14 protein-coding genes are annotated in these 16544 nt (G+C 40.8%); 6 read left to right on the plus strand and 8 right to left on the minus strand.

Annotation, left to right across the window (positions count from 1 at the left end):
• The first annotated feature begins 1 nt into the window (after position 1).
• Complete coding sequence (locus HOP08_05255) at positions 2-670, plus strand: DUF3592 domain-containing protein (protein ID NOT74316.1); 669 nt, start codon at positions 2-4, stop codon at positions 668-670.
• 15 nt (positions 671-685) lie between these two features.
• Here HOP08_05255 and HOP08_05260 read toward each other — a convergent pair whose 3' ends face one another.
• Genes HOP08_05260 through xerD form a run of 3 tightly spaced genes read right to left on the minus strand, consistent with a single transcriptional unit; the run spans position 686 to position 3193 of the window.
• On the minus strand, positions 686-1714 hold the full coding sequence (locus tag HOP08_05260) for a quinone-dependent dihydroorotate dehydrogenase (protein ID NOT74317.1): 1029 nt from the start codon (positions 1712-1714) through the stop codon (positions 686-688).
• A 5-nt stretch (positions 1715-1719) separates the two neighbouring features.
• A complete protein-coding gene (locus HOP08_05265) occupies positions 1720-2241 on the minus strand; it encodes a DUF4136 domain-containing protein (GenBank protein ID NOT74318.1) in 522 nt (173 codons plus the stop codon).
• A gap of 43 nt (positions 2242-2284) precedes the next feature.
• Positions 2285-3193: a site-specific tyrosine recombinase XerD gene (gene xerD / locus HOP08_05270; protein NOT74319.1), complete on the minus strand. Its 909-nt coding sequence runs from the start codon at positions 3191-3193 to the stop codon at positions 2285-2287.
• A gap of 115 nt (positions 3194-3308) precedes the next feature.
• Here xerD and aroQ point away from each other — a divergent pair, with 115 nt between their 5' ends.
• Complete coding sequence (gene aroQ, locus HOP08_05275) at positions 3309-3734, plus strand: type II 3-dehydroquinate dehydratase (protein NOT74320.1); 426 nt, start codon at positions 3309-3311, stop codon at positions 3732-3734.
• A 26-nt stretch (positions 3735-3760) separates the two neighbouring features.
• Complete coding sequence (locus tag HOP08_05280) at positions 3761-4816, plus strand: alanine--glyoxylate aminotransferase family protein (protein ID NOT74321.1); 1056 nt, start codon at positions 3761-3763, stop codon at positions 4814-4816.
• Between the two features lie 43 nt (positions 4817-4859).
• On the opposite strand, the gene HOP08_05285 is transcribed toward HOP08_05280, so the two are convergent.
• From HOP08_05285 to HOP08_05295, 3 genes are all read right to left on the minus strand, one after another.
• The gene (locus HOP08_05285) at positions 4860-6728 is read right to left on the minus strand and encodes a hypothetical protein (GenBank protein ID NOT74322.1); all 1869 of its coding nucleotides are present in this window, start codon (positions 6726-6728) and stop codon (positions 4860-4862) included.
• A 7-nt stretch (positions 6729-6735) separates the two neighbouring features.
• Positions 6736-9240: a DUF2309 domain-containing protein gene (locus tag HOP08_05290; protein NOT74323.1), complete on the minus strand. Its 2505-nt coding sequence runs from the start codon at positions 9238-9240 to the stop codon at positions 6736-6738.
• 131 nt (positions 9241-9371) lie between these two features.
• Complete coding sequence (locus tag HOP08_05295) at positions 9372-9785, minus strand: hypothetical protein (GenBank protein ID NOT74324.1); 414 nt, start codon at positions 9783-9785, stop codon at positions 9372-9374.
• Between the two features lie 182 nt (positions 9786-9967).
• Between HOP08_05295 and HOP08_05300 the strand changes: the two genes are divergently transcribed.
• The 3 genes from HOP08_05300 to HOP08_05310 all read left to right on the plus strand — a co-directional run bounded on the left by HOP08_05300 (position 9968) and on the right by HOP08_05310 (position 14185).
• Complete coding sequence (locus HOP08_05300; GenBank protein ID NOT74325.1) at positions 9968-10312, plus strand: hypothetical protein; 345 nt, start codon at positions 9968-9970, stop codon at positions 10310-10312.
• 144 nt (positions 10313-10456) lie between these two features.
• Positions 10457-12667 carry a SulP family inorganic anion transporter gene (locus HOP08_05305; protein ID NOT74326.1) on the plus strand — a complete coding sequence of 737 codons (2211 nt, stop codon included), beginning with the start codon at positions 10457-10459 and terminating at the stop codon, positions 12665-12667.
• Positions 12668-12796: 129 nt separating this feature from the next.
• Positions 12797-14185, plus strand: coding sequence for a hypothetical protein (locus HOP08_05310; protein NOT74327.1), 1389 nt, complete (start codon positions 12797-12799; stop codon positions 14183-14185).
• A 105-nt stretch (positions 14186-14290) separates the two neighbouring features.
• Here the strand turns inward: HOP08_05310 and can are convergent, their stop codons facing one another.
• Entirely contained in the window at positions 14291-14920 is a 630-nt protein-coding gene (can, locus tag HOP08_05315; GenBank protein ID NOT74328.1) for a carbonate dehydratase, read from the minus strand.
• A gap of 14 nt (positions 14921-14934) precedes the next feature.
• Positions 14935-16533 carry a SulP family inorganic anion transporter gene (locus HOP08_05320; GenBank protein NOT74329.1) on the minus strand — a complete coding sequence of 533 codons (1599 nt, stop codon included), beginning with the start codon at positions 16531-16533 and terminating at the stop codon, positions 14935-14937.
• Positions 16534-16544: the final 11 nt, after the last annotated feature.

The following is a 16544-nucleotide window of genomic DNA, read 5'->3' on the forward strand; positions in this document are numbered from 1 at the left end:
TATGAGAAGCCCCTATTTCATATTCATAATTTTCGCTGCCATTGGAATACCATTTCTTTTGTTGATGATATATTTCTCATACAGCAGTATTCAGCAGCTATCAACGTGGGAAACGGTAGAAGGGAAAATTATTGACTTTACTCGAAATGATAATCCAATTATAGCCTACCAGGTTGGTGATAAGTCATACGAGATAACATCTTTCTACCGATCGGATGATAAAAGTTTGAGGGCTTATGATGTGTATTTCCCTCCGGGCCACCCGGAGCAGGCTGAAGATAAATCGTTTATGAACGTGTGGTTCCTCCCTTTGATATTTTCAGTGTTTGGAATCGCATTTGGAGGCGTCGGAATCTTTGGAGTTTTGTATCAATTGAAAAAATCGAAGGCAAAGGATGAGCTATTCACACAACAAAGAGGAAAAAAGTTATCACTACCAATTACGTTCGTTGGCTACAATACATCCTATTCCATCAACGGAAGACATCCATATATAATCAATGCGGAATGGATCGACCCCATTTCAAGTATAGCATATAAATTTACCAGTGAGAACATGTGGGCTGATCCGACTCCATTTATTTCAGCTCAAAGGAAGATCGATGTGTATATTGACGAGTCCAATCCAAAAAGATATTATGTGAATGTGACGTTCGCTCAGAAATCTTAAAGCGAAATGCAAAGATTAACTGAAATGTCTCACAACCTCCCGATTGATTCTCTTTGCCAATGCCGGGCCTTCATAAATAAATCCGGTGTATACTTGCACCAGGTCTGCTCCTGCTTTTATTTTTTCAATTGCATCTGCTGAATCCATAATCCCGCCTACTCCGATAATTGCAAACTCCTTTCCAAGTCCTTCTCTGAGATACTTTATTACCTCAGTAGCCCGCTCTCTTAAAGGCTTACCGCTTAAACCTCCTGCCCCAATTACATCAAGTTCAGACTTATTTGAAATTAGATCCTCCCGTGAAATAGTCGTATTGGTTGCAATCACTCCTTTTGTATCCGTCTCTTTTAATATTTGTATCACATCATCCAACTGACCTTGTGTAAGGTCTGGTGCAATCTTTAAGAAAACAGGCCTGGGCTTTTGCTTTGCAAGATTCAATGCCCTCACTTCCAGCAATAACTTTTTCAGTGGTTCTTTTTCCTGCAGATCACGTAATCCAGGAGTATTGGGAGAACTCACGTTCACAACAAAATAGTCTACATGAGGATAGAGTGCTTCAAAACAAATTTTATAATCCTCAAAGGCTTGCTCATTCGGTGTGATTTTATTCTTGCCAATATTTCCACCTACCAATACATCCGATTTTTTCTTTTTCAATCTCTGAACAGCAGCGTCCACACCATCATTATTAAAACCCATTCTGTTGATGAGACCGTGATCCTTTGGCAATCTGAAAAGCCGGGGCTTTGGATTTCCAGGCTGCGCTTTTGGTGTCAATGTTCCGATCTCAATAAAACCAAAACCAAAGCATGCCAGTTCATCAATAAGAAGAGCATTCTTATCAAACCCTGCCGCCAGACCAACTGGATTTTTAAATTTCAAACCCAACACTTCCCGCTCAAGCGAGGGATGTTCCAATACAAAAGCACTTCTCACCAATTTTACTATAGGTGAAAAGATTCTTAGCATTCCAAAAGTAAAATGATGAATTCCCTCCGGATTAAAGAGAAAGAGTATAGGGCGGAGAAGAAATTTATACATGAAAACTATTTCTTCTTTTTCTTAGGCTTGAGTGAGAATTTTTTAAAGCCTGCTGCCACAATCTCATCAACAAGACTTTTTATATCCTGTGAACCAGCATTGACGGAAGCATTGACCCGCCATACAAGGGTGTTGTTCTTGTCATTAAGATCAATGATCAGGCTTTCGACCGTAAAATCTCTGGACCACGTTTGATTTGAATTTCCGGGAGTTGTTCCAAGAGGTCCCAATCTTTCAAGGTCGGTACGTTGCTCAGAGCCTGCAACAAAAGTTACAATCAAGTCACCCGCTGAATCAACTTTTATCATACCTTTTTCCTTAAGCTCTTCTTCAATTGCCTCCGTGACGATTTTCTGAAGAGGTACTTCATTCGGTTGGATCTGATCTTTCGGAGTGATAATCTCACTTTCTCCCATGCTAAAAGTCTTGTAGCGTGAAAGGTCCCTGTTCTTGTCATACTCAGCCTTAATATCCTGGCCGGTTGAACAGAAACTGATAAAGAGAAGGAAAAAAAGAATGCGTGTCATGAAGCAAAGATAGGCGATTCACCGATCACTGCTTTTCAAAATTTCAGCTTCTGGGATGAAATTCTCGAATGACCTGCTTGAGGTAATCGCGGTCAAGGTGAGTATAGATTTCAGTGGTTGTGATGGATTCATGACCCAACATCTCCTGAACGGCTCTCAGATCTGCCCCACCCTCAATCAGGTGCGTGGCGAAAGAATGCCGGAATGTGTGAGGACTGATCGTTTTATGCAGACCAATTTTCGCCGCAAGAGCCTTGATAATAAGAAAAATGGATACCCGGGAGATTTTTTTTCCTCGTCGATTGAGAAAAACGTAGCCTTCAAAACCTTTTTGGACGGGAACATGAACACGGATTTCTTCCAGATAAATGGTCAGATACTTCATCGCATCCCTGCCGATGGGCACCAGACGTTCCTTATTTCCTTTTCCCACGACCCTTAAAAATCCCAAATCAAAATAAACATTGGCGCGCTTCAGTTCTACCAATTCAGAAACGCGCAGACCGGAGCTATATAACACTTCCAGCATTGCGCGATTCCTGCCTCCTTCCGGAGAGGAAACATCAATAGCTTCCAGAAGCTTTTCAATTTCGTTGTAATCCAGAGTATCAGGAAGCTTCCGCCCAAGTCGTGGGCCCTCAATCAGGGCTGTCGGGTCTTTATCAACCAATTCCTCTGACAGAAGATACTTATAAAATGCCTTAATGCCGGAAAGAATGCGTGCCTGACTATGAGGACTCATCCCCAACTCATTTATATACTTGAGAAAGCCCTGAACATGCTTAGTGGTAAGCGACTTGGGTGAGAGATCGAGCTTTGAAACTTCTACAAACTGCGCCAAAAGCGTCACATCATGCACATACGCTTCAATTGAATTTGCCGAAAGGGATCGCTCCAGTTTCAAATAGTTGGTAAATTCCTTCCCATAAAGCCCCCACGAATTTTCCGCCATACTTTTTGTTAGCCTGCTAATTTAGCGACATTTGTTTAATGTCCTGAAGAAGTGAAGAGTCGCGGAATATTGCTGCATAACTAATTTTCACTTCTCCATTTCTAAAATTAAAATTATGCGCATTCAAATTATCAACGGTCCTAATCTCAATTTGCTTGGAAAGCGTGAACCGGAAATTTATGGTGGTCAGTCGTTTGAAAATTTCTTTCAAACTCTGGTAACAAGCTTCCCGACTTTGGAATTGCACTATTATCAATCCAATGTTGAAGGTGAATTGATAAACAAGCTCCATGAGGTTGGTTTTACTTTTGACGGAATCATTCTGAATGCTGGCGCATACACTCATACTTCTATTGCCTTGCACGATGCTATTGGCGCCATTGCAACACCCGTAGTTGAAGTTCATATTTCAAATGTGTATGCACGTGAAGAATTCCGTCATACAAGCTTGATCACCTCCAAATGCGCAGGGCTCATGACCGGCTTCGGTCTTCAGGGATACGCATTGGCACTTATCTATCTCGCCAATCGCAATCCTTAATCCACGTTTAATAATCTTTTGTTCCAATGATTTCCTTCTACCCTGGTCCTTCCCGCGTTCATGATGAAATTTCAGAGTGGACAAAATCTGCCCAGAAAAAAGGAATTTTAAGCATGAATCACCGGAGCCCGGAATTCATTGAGCTTTCAAAAAAAACAATTAGCCTCCTTAAAAAAAAACTTTCTGTTCCGAAAGATTATACGGTGTTCTTCATAACCTCAGCAACAGAGTGCTGGGAGATCATAGCGCAGTCCCTGATCCAAAGCAAGAGCATTCATATTTATAATGGTGCGTTCGGTGAGAAATGGTATACTTATACTCAGAGATTAAAGCCGGAATCTCAATCCATTCCATTCGATGTTGAAGCCTCACCCGATTTGAAAGATCTAGTCTTTACCGATGGTGATCTTATTGGCTTAACACAAAATGAAACATCCAATGGAACACAGATCAGTAACAAGATTATTTTTCAGGTAAAAAAAAATAATCCCGATCATTTGATTGCCGTGGATGCCACTTCGTCCATGGCAGGAATTACACTTGATATCCCTTCTGCAGACATTTGGTTTGCTTCTGTTCAGAAATGCTTTGGACTCCCCGCCGGGCTCGCAGTGATGTTATGCTCTCCGCGTGCTATTGAGCGAATGTCGGACATTAAAGAAAGAAATCATTACAACAGTCTTTCGCTCATGAAAGAAATGATGGATAAATGGCAAACACCGTATACTCCAAATGTTCTTGGCATCTATCTTCTTTACCGTGCAGTTAAGAAAATGAATCGTATCGAGAACATCGATTTAGTCATCACTAAAAGACAAAAAGATTGGATTAAGTATTTTAAAAGCTCAAAGAAACTTAACCTTCTTATTAAGAATTATGAAGTACGGTCAAAAACTGTAGTTACCATCGCCGGCGAGCCAATGCATATTGACATCATAAAAATTGCCGCAAAAAAGAGAGGCTTGCTACTTGGAGAAGGGTATGGGGAATTAAAAAACAGTACTTTCAGGATCGCCAATTTCCCTGCGATTAAACCGAAAGAAATCAAAAAGCTTAGAAAATTCCTTAAAGCATATTGTTAATCGCTCCTTGTGATTATCCACAAAGAACGATTAACAAACTATCCTAAGAAGAACGATAGGCCATATCATACACTGACTTCACGTGAGGTCCAAGGAACACCCGAGCGTAGATGCGTATGATCGCCAAACCATCAATGATGAAACTCAACGCCACAAATAATGCTAGTATAGGTTGATCTTCATGAATGTGACTGAAGATAACATCTTCCCCAACGAATGTAGGTGTGATCGGGAACCCTGCAAGTCCCAGACAGGAAATCAAAAACACAAAGGCAATTTTCGGATGCTCATAGGAATGACCATGAAACTGATCAAGATCAATATTATTTTCAAGCGTCTTTAATCTCCGCAAACACAGGAAGCCTAGCACGCCGGCGACAGCAACGCCGCTTAAATAAAGAAGCGTATGTTGATACGTGAAATGTTCATTGAAAGATATTGCCAGCGCAATCCAAAAATGATTCATCATTACCATTGCCCAGCTCATGCGCGCAAATTTTCGCTCTGTAAACGCCTTCAATACCATGATCAAACCTATCATTGAAAAAAGGAAAGGAAGAAAATGTTCAACGGAAGGAGACATCATGTCTTCATGTTCCAGAAGGAATAATCCAATAAGGAAGGTTGGGATAAAGAAAATAACCGCTCTGTTGAGTGTAAGGAAATCAAGTTTATTTCCAACCCATTTCAATGGATTCCAAAGGAACCGATACATGAATGAGTCAAGATTCCATTCCTGCACACACAATGTGTAAAGTGAATACTGGATTTTCTTTGGGAAAGAATTCTCAATGGAACGTTCGCGTGGTGAGAAGTTATAGAATTGTTCACGGATCAGGTAGGTAACTACGGATGGAGAGACCAACAATTGATACGTTCTCAGGAAAGCATTTCCCGCAAAATGAATCAACGCAAGTAATTCAAAACCAGCAGCTACTTCAATAAAAATTAGTCCAATCTGTGCAATGGATGCATACGCTATCTGACTCTTGATAGAAGATTGTACTCGGGCAATTCCGGTCGTGATAATAGTAGTAGAAAGTCCCAGCACGCCGATCAAAATTCTAACAGACGTCTGCTGTTCCCAGAAAGGAAAGGTTCTCATTAAAAGAAAAACTCCTAAATGAACGGCGAGCGAACCATAGAAAATAGCGCTGGATGGTGTTGGTCCTTCCATCGCTCGCGGCAGCCATGATGAGAAAGGGAGTTGCGCCGATTTAGCGGCTGCCGTGATCAGGATCATCAGGGAAATGGTTACACCAATCCATGAGTGAGTCAGGAGGTGTTCGTGCACCACTTCATAATTTGTCAATTCCAGAAAAGTTATATTTCCATGAAAAAGATGGTGAATTAGCCACATGGCAAGGATCAATCCCACGTCACCGATCCGATAGATTGAAAACACTTTAACAGCATTCTTTACAGGAAGATAACGATCGCGATAGAATGCAATCAGCAGGAATGAAGAGATACCAATCACTTCCCATCCGATGAATAATGTTTCGAGGTTACCGGAAAAAATGATAATGTTATAACCCAGGTAAAAGAAAAGTATGGTGTTGAAAAATCTTTTATAGCCTTTTTCACGGTGAAGATATACTCTACTGTAAACCGTTACCAGGAATGTCAACAATGCACCTACAAATAAGTAAGTTGCTGTAATCCTGTCAAAGCTAAAATCAATGAAGAACTCATAATTGCTTGAACTAAAGAGTACAATATCTTTTACATTCAATGTAGGAGATCCCATGTAAAGCCAGTACACCAGAAATCCAAGAGCACTGAACAAATGAAGTCCTACTGTTGCAAAAGCCGCTCTGGACAATAAAGTTTCTTTCTTGTCGGAAATCAGCACGCTAAGTAAGAATCCGACAAAGGGAAGAATTATGAAAATATGAATGAACGTAGTCATGATGGAATTATGATAATACAAGTACAGGAAGATTCTCTTGTTCCCCTTCGATATACGAATTGACGTCGCTCACGACTTCAATTTTGTTTCTCAGAGGATGATATGGAATAAACTCCCCCTCTTTAAAGACAAATAATTCGCGCGTCTCAGGATTCACAGCAACAATATTGATCCACTCGTTTATGTACCATTCATAAACTTCAGGCTGTTTCTGGATTGTCTTTAAAACAATCTCCGGAAAATGCTCAACGATCACCATCAGGCGTACTGGATCATGGACCTCAATCATCTGACTTGGAAGACCAGGTCTCAAATCACCGTCTATTCCATTTGCTACCCCAAAAAGTCCCATTACATTATGAGGAAGTTTCGTTCCTGCACCAAGTTTCTGATTATCAACACGCGAAAAGAAATATTCCAGATTAATTCCTCCGCAAACCGGACCGATCGGTCTCATGATTCCAAGAAGGATGGTTCCTTCCGGATCAATTGAGTAATCGTAGGAGTTCAGAAACGCTCTTCTGTCAAGGAAAAGGTTCTTTGTCAACTGTCTTCTTCCAACAACACACAATGCATTGGTAGCATGATTTAGCTCAGGACGCGGTTCGAATAGTGAAACAGATCTGAGCTTTACCTCCTCATGAATCACTTCCGGTTTTTGATGTGAATCAATCAATTCAAATCTTCTGGCGCGTTCCTTTGAATTCAGATCCAACGCATTATAGAAAACAACTTCATTCTTATTATGATTCTGGAGATTTTGCGGTGTTAGTGAATTTTCATCAAAGAACATGATCTCATCCCGGGATGTATCATGAAGTCCACCCACAAACTGTGTTGTCTCTGGTATTTCAATGCCCCTTGATTTAAGAATCTCTCTCACCTTGGGATGATTGGCCATAAAGCACATCGTCCTTGAATTCACAGAACCAGCTCTTCCAGAACATGCCCCGCAATCATACGCAGCATAATGAGGATTATTTACACTACTGGATCCGTGACCAATCAAATAAACCAATGGAGCAAAATTCTTAACAAGACCAATGCTCTTCAATAAAGCTTCAGCACGGTTTGCCATTTCCTCCACAGTAAATCCTATTTGAAGATTATTTTCCCGATCGTCCAAACTCTTATTCTCAATGGTAAGAGATGAGAACTTGTCCATATGACGGAATGAATATGCTGTTGCAGGACTTAGTGACGGGCGGAAGATATTAATAAACAGTTTTACAGCCGACCAAAAACCAAGAGTTTGCGAGATCAACCATCCACTGTAAAACGAATGTGAGTGCTTATTAAAGTAAAGATCTTTCTGACGTTTGCTCTTTGATCCAACTTCTTTGATCAGATACTTCGGAGTTACTGGAGCAGGACAAAGCTTAGTATAAAACTTACCATCTTCAGGCTGAAAGAAAAATTCGACAGTAAAAAATCCCGGAGTACCATATGTGGCACAATCCGGATCAAGCTTCTCAATATATCGACGGAAAGAACATTCCCTGTCATCAATACAAAACAATGCCTGAAATGTCTTTGCCGGATCTTCCAAAGGTTTCTGCACTTTCATCTCTTCCACGATGCCTTCAAGAACATCATCATAAAGACTCCAATCAAAAGCAATTTGCCAGAGAGCATACACTTCACTTAGTTCTGTTGCTGGTACAGGGGCAAAAAGATCTTCCGCTGATCCCTTCATCACATTTGCAAGGGGCCTCCAGTTTTTACCACTGTGATAATCCAATGCGTCGATCTCCAGCAATAATTCAAAAACAATTACATCATGTATAGTAATCTTTTTTCTATCAAGCAGCATTTCAGGAAGCATCTCAATGGCCTGAGCGATGCCCGACCATCCCTGATGTGAAAACTGTTGATCAAAAAGGTATTGCTTGTACAGAGACTCGTCTCCTACCAGGATCTTCAAAAGATCAGCAATCTCACAACTGCTTTTCAAAAGAAGGTCACGGGCTCTGCTTTTTCTAAAGAGACTCGCAAATGTATTGCGCTCCATTTCACGAATGGAGGCAAGAAGACTTTTTTCTTTTACCGGAAATGTCCAGATTGAAATTCCCTGATCAAGATATCCGCACAGTATTCTGAAAAGGATAGGATGCACCAGGGAATCCATATCCATGTGATACTCTTTCTTCCAATGTGATCGCAACGATCCAATTCTGGAAGATGCAGAAGTATCATACTTTCTATTTATAACCCTCTCTTTCCACTCGCTAAGATTTGCAGACCCTTTGCGGTCTACAATAGCTTTATCCATAATATCCTCGCGGATCTTTCCGGATTTATAAAGAGATCTGAATTCATCAAGTGAAAGGGAAACTTTATAACCAAACATCTCAGATGCTGTGCGCACAGCATCATGAAATTTCATTTTCTGAAAAGCGTTGAGAGTATTCTGATGAATAAAGTCCTTAAGGGCAGATTGCTCGGGTAAATAATGTCTTAACTCATGAAGAACTTCATGTTCATTAAAACCAATTGGGTCGTTAGATTTCATTAATAAAATGCTGAAAAGCAGTTAAAATAAAGGCGGTCGAATTGTAATTAAGAGCAGTAAATGCTTCTTAGGTCACCCTGATCATTATAATCCTGCGGACTATAGACGAGGATCAGATAGTAAGATGAAATTCAGACCTGGATGGAGTGATTCGACAGGAAGACCGGGATTTTATTTAACGCCCCGGGAAATCCGGAACGATCTGTATGATAAACTAATGAGGAAAGTGAGAAAAGTGATGTCCCGAATTCACTTTTGATATTCAGGGAAAATCGGTCGAATTGCGACTTGCTGAATTTCTCATCACCAAAATCTCTTTCTGATTTCTCTCCACCTTCCTCTTCATCGAATAACTGAGTATTGTCTGAAGAGTCTGATTTAACTGGTGAAGAGGCATTTTTCGAAACATCGGAAACCGTGATGATCTTAAAAAATGCTGTTGGATCTATACCCTTTGAAAGGATGGATGTGAATAAAAAGGAGACTATGATAAGTCCTGTCAATGCCCTTATTTGATTCACTCTCTTCATAAAATCTACTGACAAATGTAAAAATTTATGACAAAGTTCAGTCTTGGCTGAAAATCGAATTCAATCGATGGCAATGAATTTTCAGTATTAAATATGTGACATTTTACCAGGAGGCTTCTCTCAATAATATGCCTCGTGAAAGTTTGTTGGTAAAGTATTTGGGTTTTTTTACACATTTGTATGCCCAAAACTCAATAATGATCTCACGGCTTAGGCGCATTTTAACCATTTCACTTCTACTCCTGTTCTCACTGGAGAATGTGGCAAATGCCGTCATCACGACCACTTTTGAAAAGTATTCCCCTTCCGAACAGGTTTCTACAAAGAAGGAAAATGTCACCTTCTTTTCGGTTTTGATAGAAGAAAATGAGAACGAAGAGAAGAGCGATAAGAGCCATGCTTACCTATCCGAAATCCCTTCCATTTCTTCCTCTTATTCAAGATTTGTTCAGTTAAATAAAATTACTCCTCAGGCATTTCTTTCGCCTATTTCAGCCAACGGACATCGCATTTTGATGTTGACAGGGCGTCTCCGGATCTGACTTCTTTCTTAATAAAATAAAGCCATCGCCGCTTTATTAATGCCCAATCAGGAAATCTGTCTTTTTGAGTCCTGTTGAGCTTTTTCTGGATCATCACCAAGATGACCGAAACTCCTAAAACATTCTTTAAAGGTTTATTTTAATATGAAAACACTCGAAATTCCTAAAGACGGGCTTGAAGGCCTCAAACAAAACTTTACAGCTGACTCCCTTTCAGGCTTTTTAGTATTTCTGCTGGCGCTCCCTTTAAGTTTAGGTATTGCCAAAGCCAGCGGTTTTCCTGCAGCGATGGGTGTGCTTACTGCAATGATCGGTGGGATCGTTGTCAGCATTTTTCAAGGTGGAAGACTAACCATCAAAGGACCTGCTGCCGGATTGATCACAGTCTGCGCAGGCGCTGTAACAGATCTGGGTGGCCTCGGGATGGACAATGTAAGCGCGGTGAATCTTGCCTGCGGTGCAATTGTAGTGATGTCTGTTATTCAATTCGTATTTGGTATGCTGAAGTTTGGCTCTTTCAGCGATTTCTTTCCTCACTCTGCAGTTCATGGAATGTTGGCAGCGATCGGCGTTCTGATCTTCGCAAAACAATTCCCAATTCTTCTGGGTGTTCCTGGCGATCTCGTTAAGGGACTTACCCCTATTCAACTTTACACCCATATTCCAATCTTCATTGCCAATGCGACTCCTCAAATCGCAATGATAGGTCTTCTGAGTCTTGTGATCATTTTTGGTCTCCCAATGCTGGGTGGATTCTTCAAAAAAATTCCTGCACCAATGATCGTTCTGCTCATTATGATCCCTTTGGCTGCATTTCTTGATTTCAAAACAAATCATGCAGCAGCTCTTGTGACGATTGGTGACTTCTGGGGAAATGTAAAATTCAATGCAAGTTTTGCAGCCATTGGCACCGGAGTTTTCTGGAAATATGTTCTGATGTTCCTGTTTGTGAATAGTCTTGAATCATTGCTTACTGTAAAAGCGATTGACGGACTAGATCCTTACAAGCGTCAATCAGATTACAATAAAGATTTGCGTGCACTATCACTTGGTAACGGGATTTCCGGTTTGTTAGGCGGCTTACCGATGATCTCTGAAGTAGCCCGTAGCTCTGCAAATGTTAACTATGGTGGCAAGACGCGTTGGGCGAATTTCTTTCATGGATTATTCCTATTGGTTTCCATGATCGTACTGATACCGTTGATCGAAATGATTCCTACTGCTGCTTTGGCCGCGATGCTGATTGCCGTAGCTTATCGTCTGGCTTCACCAAAAGAATTTATCGGAACGTACAAAGTAGGCCCTGAGCAGTTTGTTATTTTTGTAGTAACAATTATTGTAACGGTAGGCGAAGATCTCCTCCTCGGTGTTGGCGCCGGTATTCTTACAAAGTTTCTCTTTCATATTATTAACGGTGCGCCTATCAAGGCTCTTTTCAAAGCCGATTATTCAGTAACCGAAAGCGAAAATTCTTACCTGATCAATGTAAAAGGTGTTGCAACTTTTTCAAACTTTCTTGGATTCAAAAAACTCTGGAGCACATTGAAGCCTGGCAAGAATATCATCTTCAATTTCGAACAGGCTAAACTGGTGGATCACTCATTTATGGATCAGCTTCACCATTTTGAAGATTCTTATCATTTGACAGGAGGACACGTATCATTAACTAATCTGGATCATTTAAATGCATTGTCCTCACATCCACTGGCAGCAAGAAAGGTAATGAAAGAAGCCGCTGACAAGATTGAGATTCGTTTATCACCGCGCCAGATTGCATTGCGGAAGTTTGCCAACGCAAATGAGTATGACTTCAACTCTCAGCATGTAAGAGTAGCTTCCAAATACAAAGATTTTCCTATTCAAGCCGGAAACAAAATCCGATTTGAGGAGAATGTTCTTTCGAAGTATGCTGATTTTGGAAAAGTAGAGATTGCTGACATGACTTTAATTCAGGGTGCAGGTCAGGCAGGATCAGAGACCCATGTTACGGTAGTACATATTTCAGAAACAGATCTTCCTATTCCTGATTTTGCTCTGGAACCAGAAAGCTTTGGAACTAAGTTTTCTGAGTTAATGGGTGGCAAGGATATCGACTTTGCAGAGTTTCCTGAGTTTTCAAGCAAATACTATCTGCGCGGCGAACCAGAATCAGGTGTTCGATCATTTTTCAGTGAGTCTGTAGTTCGCTTCCTTGAAAATCGTGAAGAGATCCACATTGAGTGCCATAAGCATAGATTATTGATCTACAAGAAACTTGATTTACTCGATACTCATGAAATAGATTTTCTTGAAAAATATGCTGAGGAGTTTGTACAGGTAATCAAACAGAGATTAGAGCAGCCTGTTGCGCTATAACTCATTAAAGGGGGCTGATTGTCAGTCCCCTTTCTAATTATTTTCTATAATCCCGAATTGCCCTTAAGCTGTATCTTTCAGACTTGAGAATCCCTGGCGTTCAATTATTTTTAAATTTTTAAAAACATCATGAAAGTGAAATTTTTCGCCATTCTAATTTTCGTTACTGCTGTAATTCCAATCTGGGCACAGCAAGTCGTATCAGAGCCAGTAAAAGAACCTGCCAGGGAACCTGCAAAAGAAATTGAGGAGCTTCGTCTTAAACTGAATTCTGACGGAAGTCATTTTATTAAAGCTACTTTCCTCAATCAGGTTTGGTTCAGATTCAATGACAGCAATCCTGGCACTCAGGTGCTAGGCCAGAACGAAAGCCAAACGTTTGACATTGGCTTACGAAGAACACGCCTTCAGTTATACGGTCAGCTTACGGACCATGTATCTTTTTATTTTCAATTTGGTCAGAATAATTTTAATTACCTGACTCAGAATGCAGGCAACAGAAAACTTGAAGTCTTTTTTCATGATGCCCTGGCGGAATATAGATTCTCACCCAAGAATGACAAGCTGATCCTTGGAGGTGGCCTTACCATTACAAATGGTCTGTCCCGATTTAGTCAGCCCAGCATTGGTACAATCATGAGCATGGACGTTCCCGTTTTCGGTCAGGCAACAGTGGATCAGACAGATGAATTTTCAAGAAAGCTTAGCATCTATGCAAGAGGTCAATTAGGGAAGCTTGATTACAGGTTGGTAATCAGTGATCCATTCCCTGTTACTACAAACGGAACAACATTACCGGCAATTGGCTCCAATGCTCAGTTTTCGCAAATTGGTCACAACAAACAATATCAGGGCTTTTTCATGTGGAATTTCTTTGACAAGGAATCTCATGTTACTCCGTATATGACCGGCACTTATCTCGGAAAGAAAAAAGTATTGAATCTTGAAGCTGGATTTATTACTCAAAAAGATGCGATGTGGGTTGCCGGACCTGATCCTATTAATCCAACGGTCAATCCTGGATTTCAGGATATGAATTTATGGTCTGTAGCTATGTTTTATGATGCTCCTGTTAACAAGGAAAAAGGCACAGCTATAAATGCTTACCTCGGATACTTTGGCACAAACTACGGTACGGGATATTTACGATATAATAATGCAATGAATCCTGGTTCAGCATTGGCAGGTGGCGCACCTTATCCCGCAAGTTCACAAGGCAATGCTTTCCCGATGTTTGGAACAGGGAATCAAATCTATGGTCAGTTTGGATATCTGATGAAAAAAGATCTATTCGGTGAAGGAAATGGTACGTTGATGCCATACGTTACAGTACAAAGCGCAAACTTCGATCGAATTCCAGAAGCAATGAATGTTTATAGTGCCGGCATTAACTGGTTTATCAAAGGGCATACGAGCAAAATTACTTTGGATTACCAAAACCGTCCTACGTATAATGCGGATTTTACATCTGGGGATCGCAAAGGGCAAGTTGTTCTGCAGTACCAGATATTCTTTTAAACAAAAAAGGGCCGGGTAACTACTCCCGGCCCGACCCAAAAAACAAACAACTTAGAAACTGTATTATTTAACCTTGTTGTTTGAATTATTTTTATTGATTAGAAATTATTTATACAAATAAATAGGATCAATCAGTTGTGTCTTTGAATCCATCTTAATAACATCATGAAGGATACCATCGCTCAATCCATAAACCCAACCATGTAAGGTTGGCTTCTTATCTTTCTTCCATGCATGCTGAATTATGGTTGTCTTGGCAAGATTCATCACCTGCTCCTCCACGCTTAATTCGGTAAGGCGATTGGCACGTGCTTCCATATCCTCAATGTTGTCAAGTTCCTCCTGATGGAAACGGTAGGTGTCCTTAATATTACGAAGCCATTTATTGATCAGCCCCAGATCATTGTTAGTCATTGCAGCTTTAATACCTCCGCAACCATAATGCCCGCACACGATCACGTGTTCAACATTCAAAACCTCAACCGCATACTGTAAAACGCTGAGCATGTTCAAGTCAGTGTTGACCACCAGATTGGCAATGTTGCGATGAACAAAAATTTCTCCCGGAGCCGTATTTGTGATTTCATTAGCTGGTACCCGACTGTCGGAACATCCAATCCATAAAAACTCCGGAGTCTGGATTTTTGAGAGTCGTAAGAAATACTCAGGATCCCGTTCAAGCTGCTCGGCCGCCCATGCCTTATTTTCAAGAAGTAATTTTTCGTATGTTTTCATATTCTGATTTTCAATTATACATGCTTAACTGCCCCATTCACTTTTATCATTTCCGGATTCTTCTTAAACATTGGATTCAATGCATCATCCGTCTTCTTAATATCGATATCAATATTCTTTGCCTGAGCTCCCTTGACAAAATCCTCTATTGTTTCAATGATGTCCGCATCAAGAAACTGGCTTTTTGAACCATCGATCATCAAAGAAGAATTGTTAGGGATTTTTTCAAGAGCATTTCTCAACGATGACTTATGCAGAAATGAAACATCCTTTGTGAACTTGAGAAGGTACTGATGGTCATTATTGACCATAATAATCGCCGACTTAAAATTGGTTTTTAAAACAAAGAAGACGGAGATCAGAATACCTACGAAAATTCCAACGAGTAAATCGGTGAAAAGAATAGCAATGATGGTAACAATAAAAGGAAGAAACTGATCCTTACCCTTCTTGAACATTTCACGATAAAGCTCGGGCGAAGTCAGCTTGTAACCAATTATAAGAAGTATCCCTGCAAGCGATGCTAATGGAATCATCTTAAGAATATTTGGAATAGCGATGACAACTGCAGCCAATAGCACTCCATGAATAACAGAAGAAGCCTTTGTCCTCGCTCCTGCATCAACATTTGCAGAACTTCTAACAATTACTGCAGTGACTGGTAATCCACCAATCATCCCGGACACCATATTGGAAACCCCTTGCGCTTTGAGTTCACGATTGAGCGGGCTGATTCGTTTAAATGGATCAAGTTTGTCCGCAGCTTCAATGCTTAGCAATGTTTCAAGACTCGCGATGACAGCAAGAGTAATAGCAATTTTATAAACTCTTGGATCTGTAAATCCACTCCAGTCCGGATGATTTAAAGAGGCTCCTAGTTCAGAAATTCCTGTAAATGTCCCCAGGTTTACTCGCTGGGCTTCATTGATTGCCAGCGAAGGAATTCCCTGGAACACAATATTGAGTACAATCCCAACGATGACAACAACAAGAGGAGCAGGAAAATAATTGATGCCTCTGATTTTCTTTGTCGCCGGTTGTGACCAGAATAGAAGTATCCCCAACGAAACGGCACAGATAATAACCGCACCCAGACTCATATTCTGAATGGAGTATACTATTTCAGTAAATGTATTCTGGCCATCTTGCTGAAAGAAATTTTCATCACCTTCAAAGTCAGCATCGTATCCGAACGCGTGTGGTATTTGTTTCAATATCAGGATGAGACCAATCGCCGCAAGCATTCCCTTTATGACTGCTACAGGGAAAAAATGTCCGAGTGTACCTGCTTTCGCATAACCAAGAGCAATCTGCATTGCACCTGCAATGACCAATGCTGTTAGAAATAATTGAAAGGATGCAAGTTCCGCAATGGAAGCCAGTACGATTGTTGTCAGACCCGCCGCCGGACCACTAACACTGATGGGCGACTTGCTTAAAAAACCCGCAACAATACCACCTACTACTCCTGCAACTAAGCCCGAGAAAAGTGGAGCGCCGGATGCAAGGGCTATACCAAGACATAAAGGCAACGCTACTACAAAAACTACCAGCGCAGCGGGTATGTCATGCGATAAATTATCGATCGGGCGAAATGATGTTTTCTCCTCCATAAAGGATTGAA

The organism is Cyclobacteriaceae bacterium (assembly GCA_013141055.1).
Classification (GTDB): domain Bacteria; phylum Bacteroidota; class Bacteroidia; order Cytophagales; family Cyclobacteriaceae; genus ELB16-189.

Bases quoted from the DNA above. Each gene is read 5' to 3' on its own strand.
- HOP08_05285 (NOT74322.1), bottom strand. From the start codon at position 6,728: ATGACTACGTTCATTCATATTTTCATAATTCTTCCCTTTGTCGGATTC.
- HOP08_05305 (NOT74326.1), top strand. From the start codon at position 10,457: ATGAAAACACTCGAAATTCCTAAAGACGGGCTTGAAGGCCTCAAACAA.
- HOP08_05310 (NOT74327.1), top strand. From the start codon at position 12,797: ATGAAAGTGAAATTTTTCGCCATTCTAATTTTCGTTACTGCTGTAATT.
- HOP08_05280 (NOT74321.1), top strand. From the start codon at position 3,761: ATGATTTCCTTCTACCCTGGTCCTTCCCGCGTTCATGATGAAATTTCA.
- aroQ (NOT74320.1), top strand. From the start codon at position 3,309: ATGCGCATTCAAATTATCAACGGTCCTAATCTCAATTTGCTTGGAAAG.
- can (NOT74328.1), bottom strand. From the start codon at position 14,920: ATGAAAACATACGAAAAATTACTTCTTGAAAATAAGGCATGGGCGGCC.
- HOP08_05260 (NOT74317.1), bottom strand. From the start codon at position 1,714: ATGTATAAATTTCTTCTCCGCCCTATACTCTTTCTCTTTAATCCGGAG.
- HOP08_05265 (NOT74318.1), bottom strand. From the start codon at position 2,241: ATGACACGCATTCTTTTTTTCCTTCTCTTTATCAGTTTCTGTTCAACC.
- HOP08_05290 (NOT74323.1), bottom strand. From the start codon at position 9,240: ATGAAATCTAACGACCCAATTGGTTTTAATGAACATGAAGTTCTTCAT.
- HOP08_05320 (NOT74329.1), bottom strand. From the start codon at position 16,533: ATGGAGGAGAAAACATCATTTCGCCCGATCGATAATTTATCGCATGAC.
- xerD (NOT74319.1), bottom strand. From the start codon at position 3,193: ATGGCGGAAAATTCGTGGGGGCTTTATGGGAAGGAATTTACCAACTAT.
- HOP08_05255 (NOT74316.1), top strand. From the start codon at position 2: ATGAGAAGCCCCTATTTCATATTCATAATTTTCGCTGCCATTGGAATA.
- HOP08_05300 (NOT74325.1), top strand. From the start codon at position 9,968: ATGATCTCACGGCTTAGGCGCATTTTAACCATTTCACTTCTACTCCTG.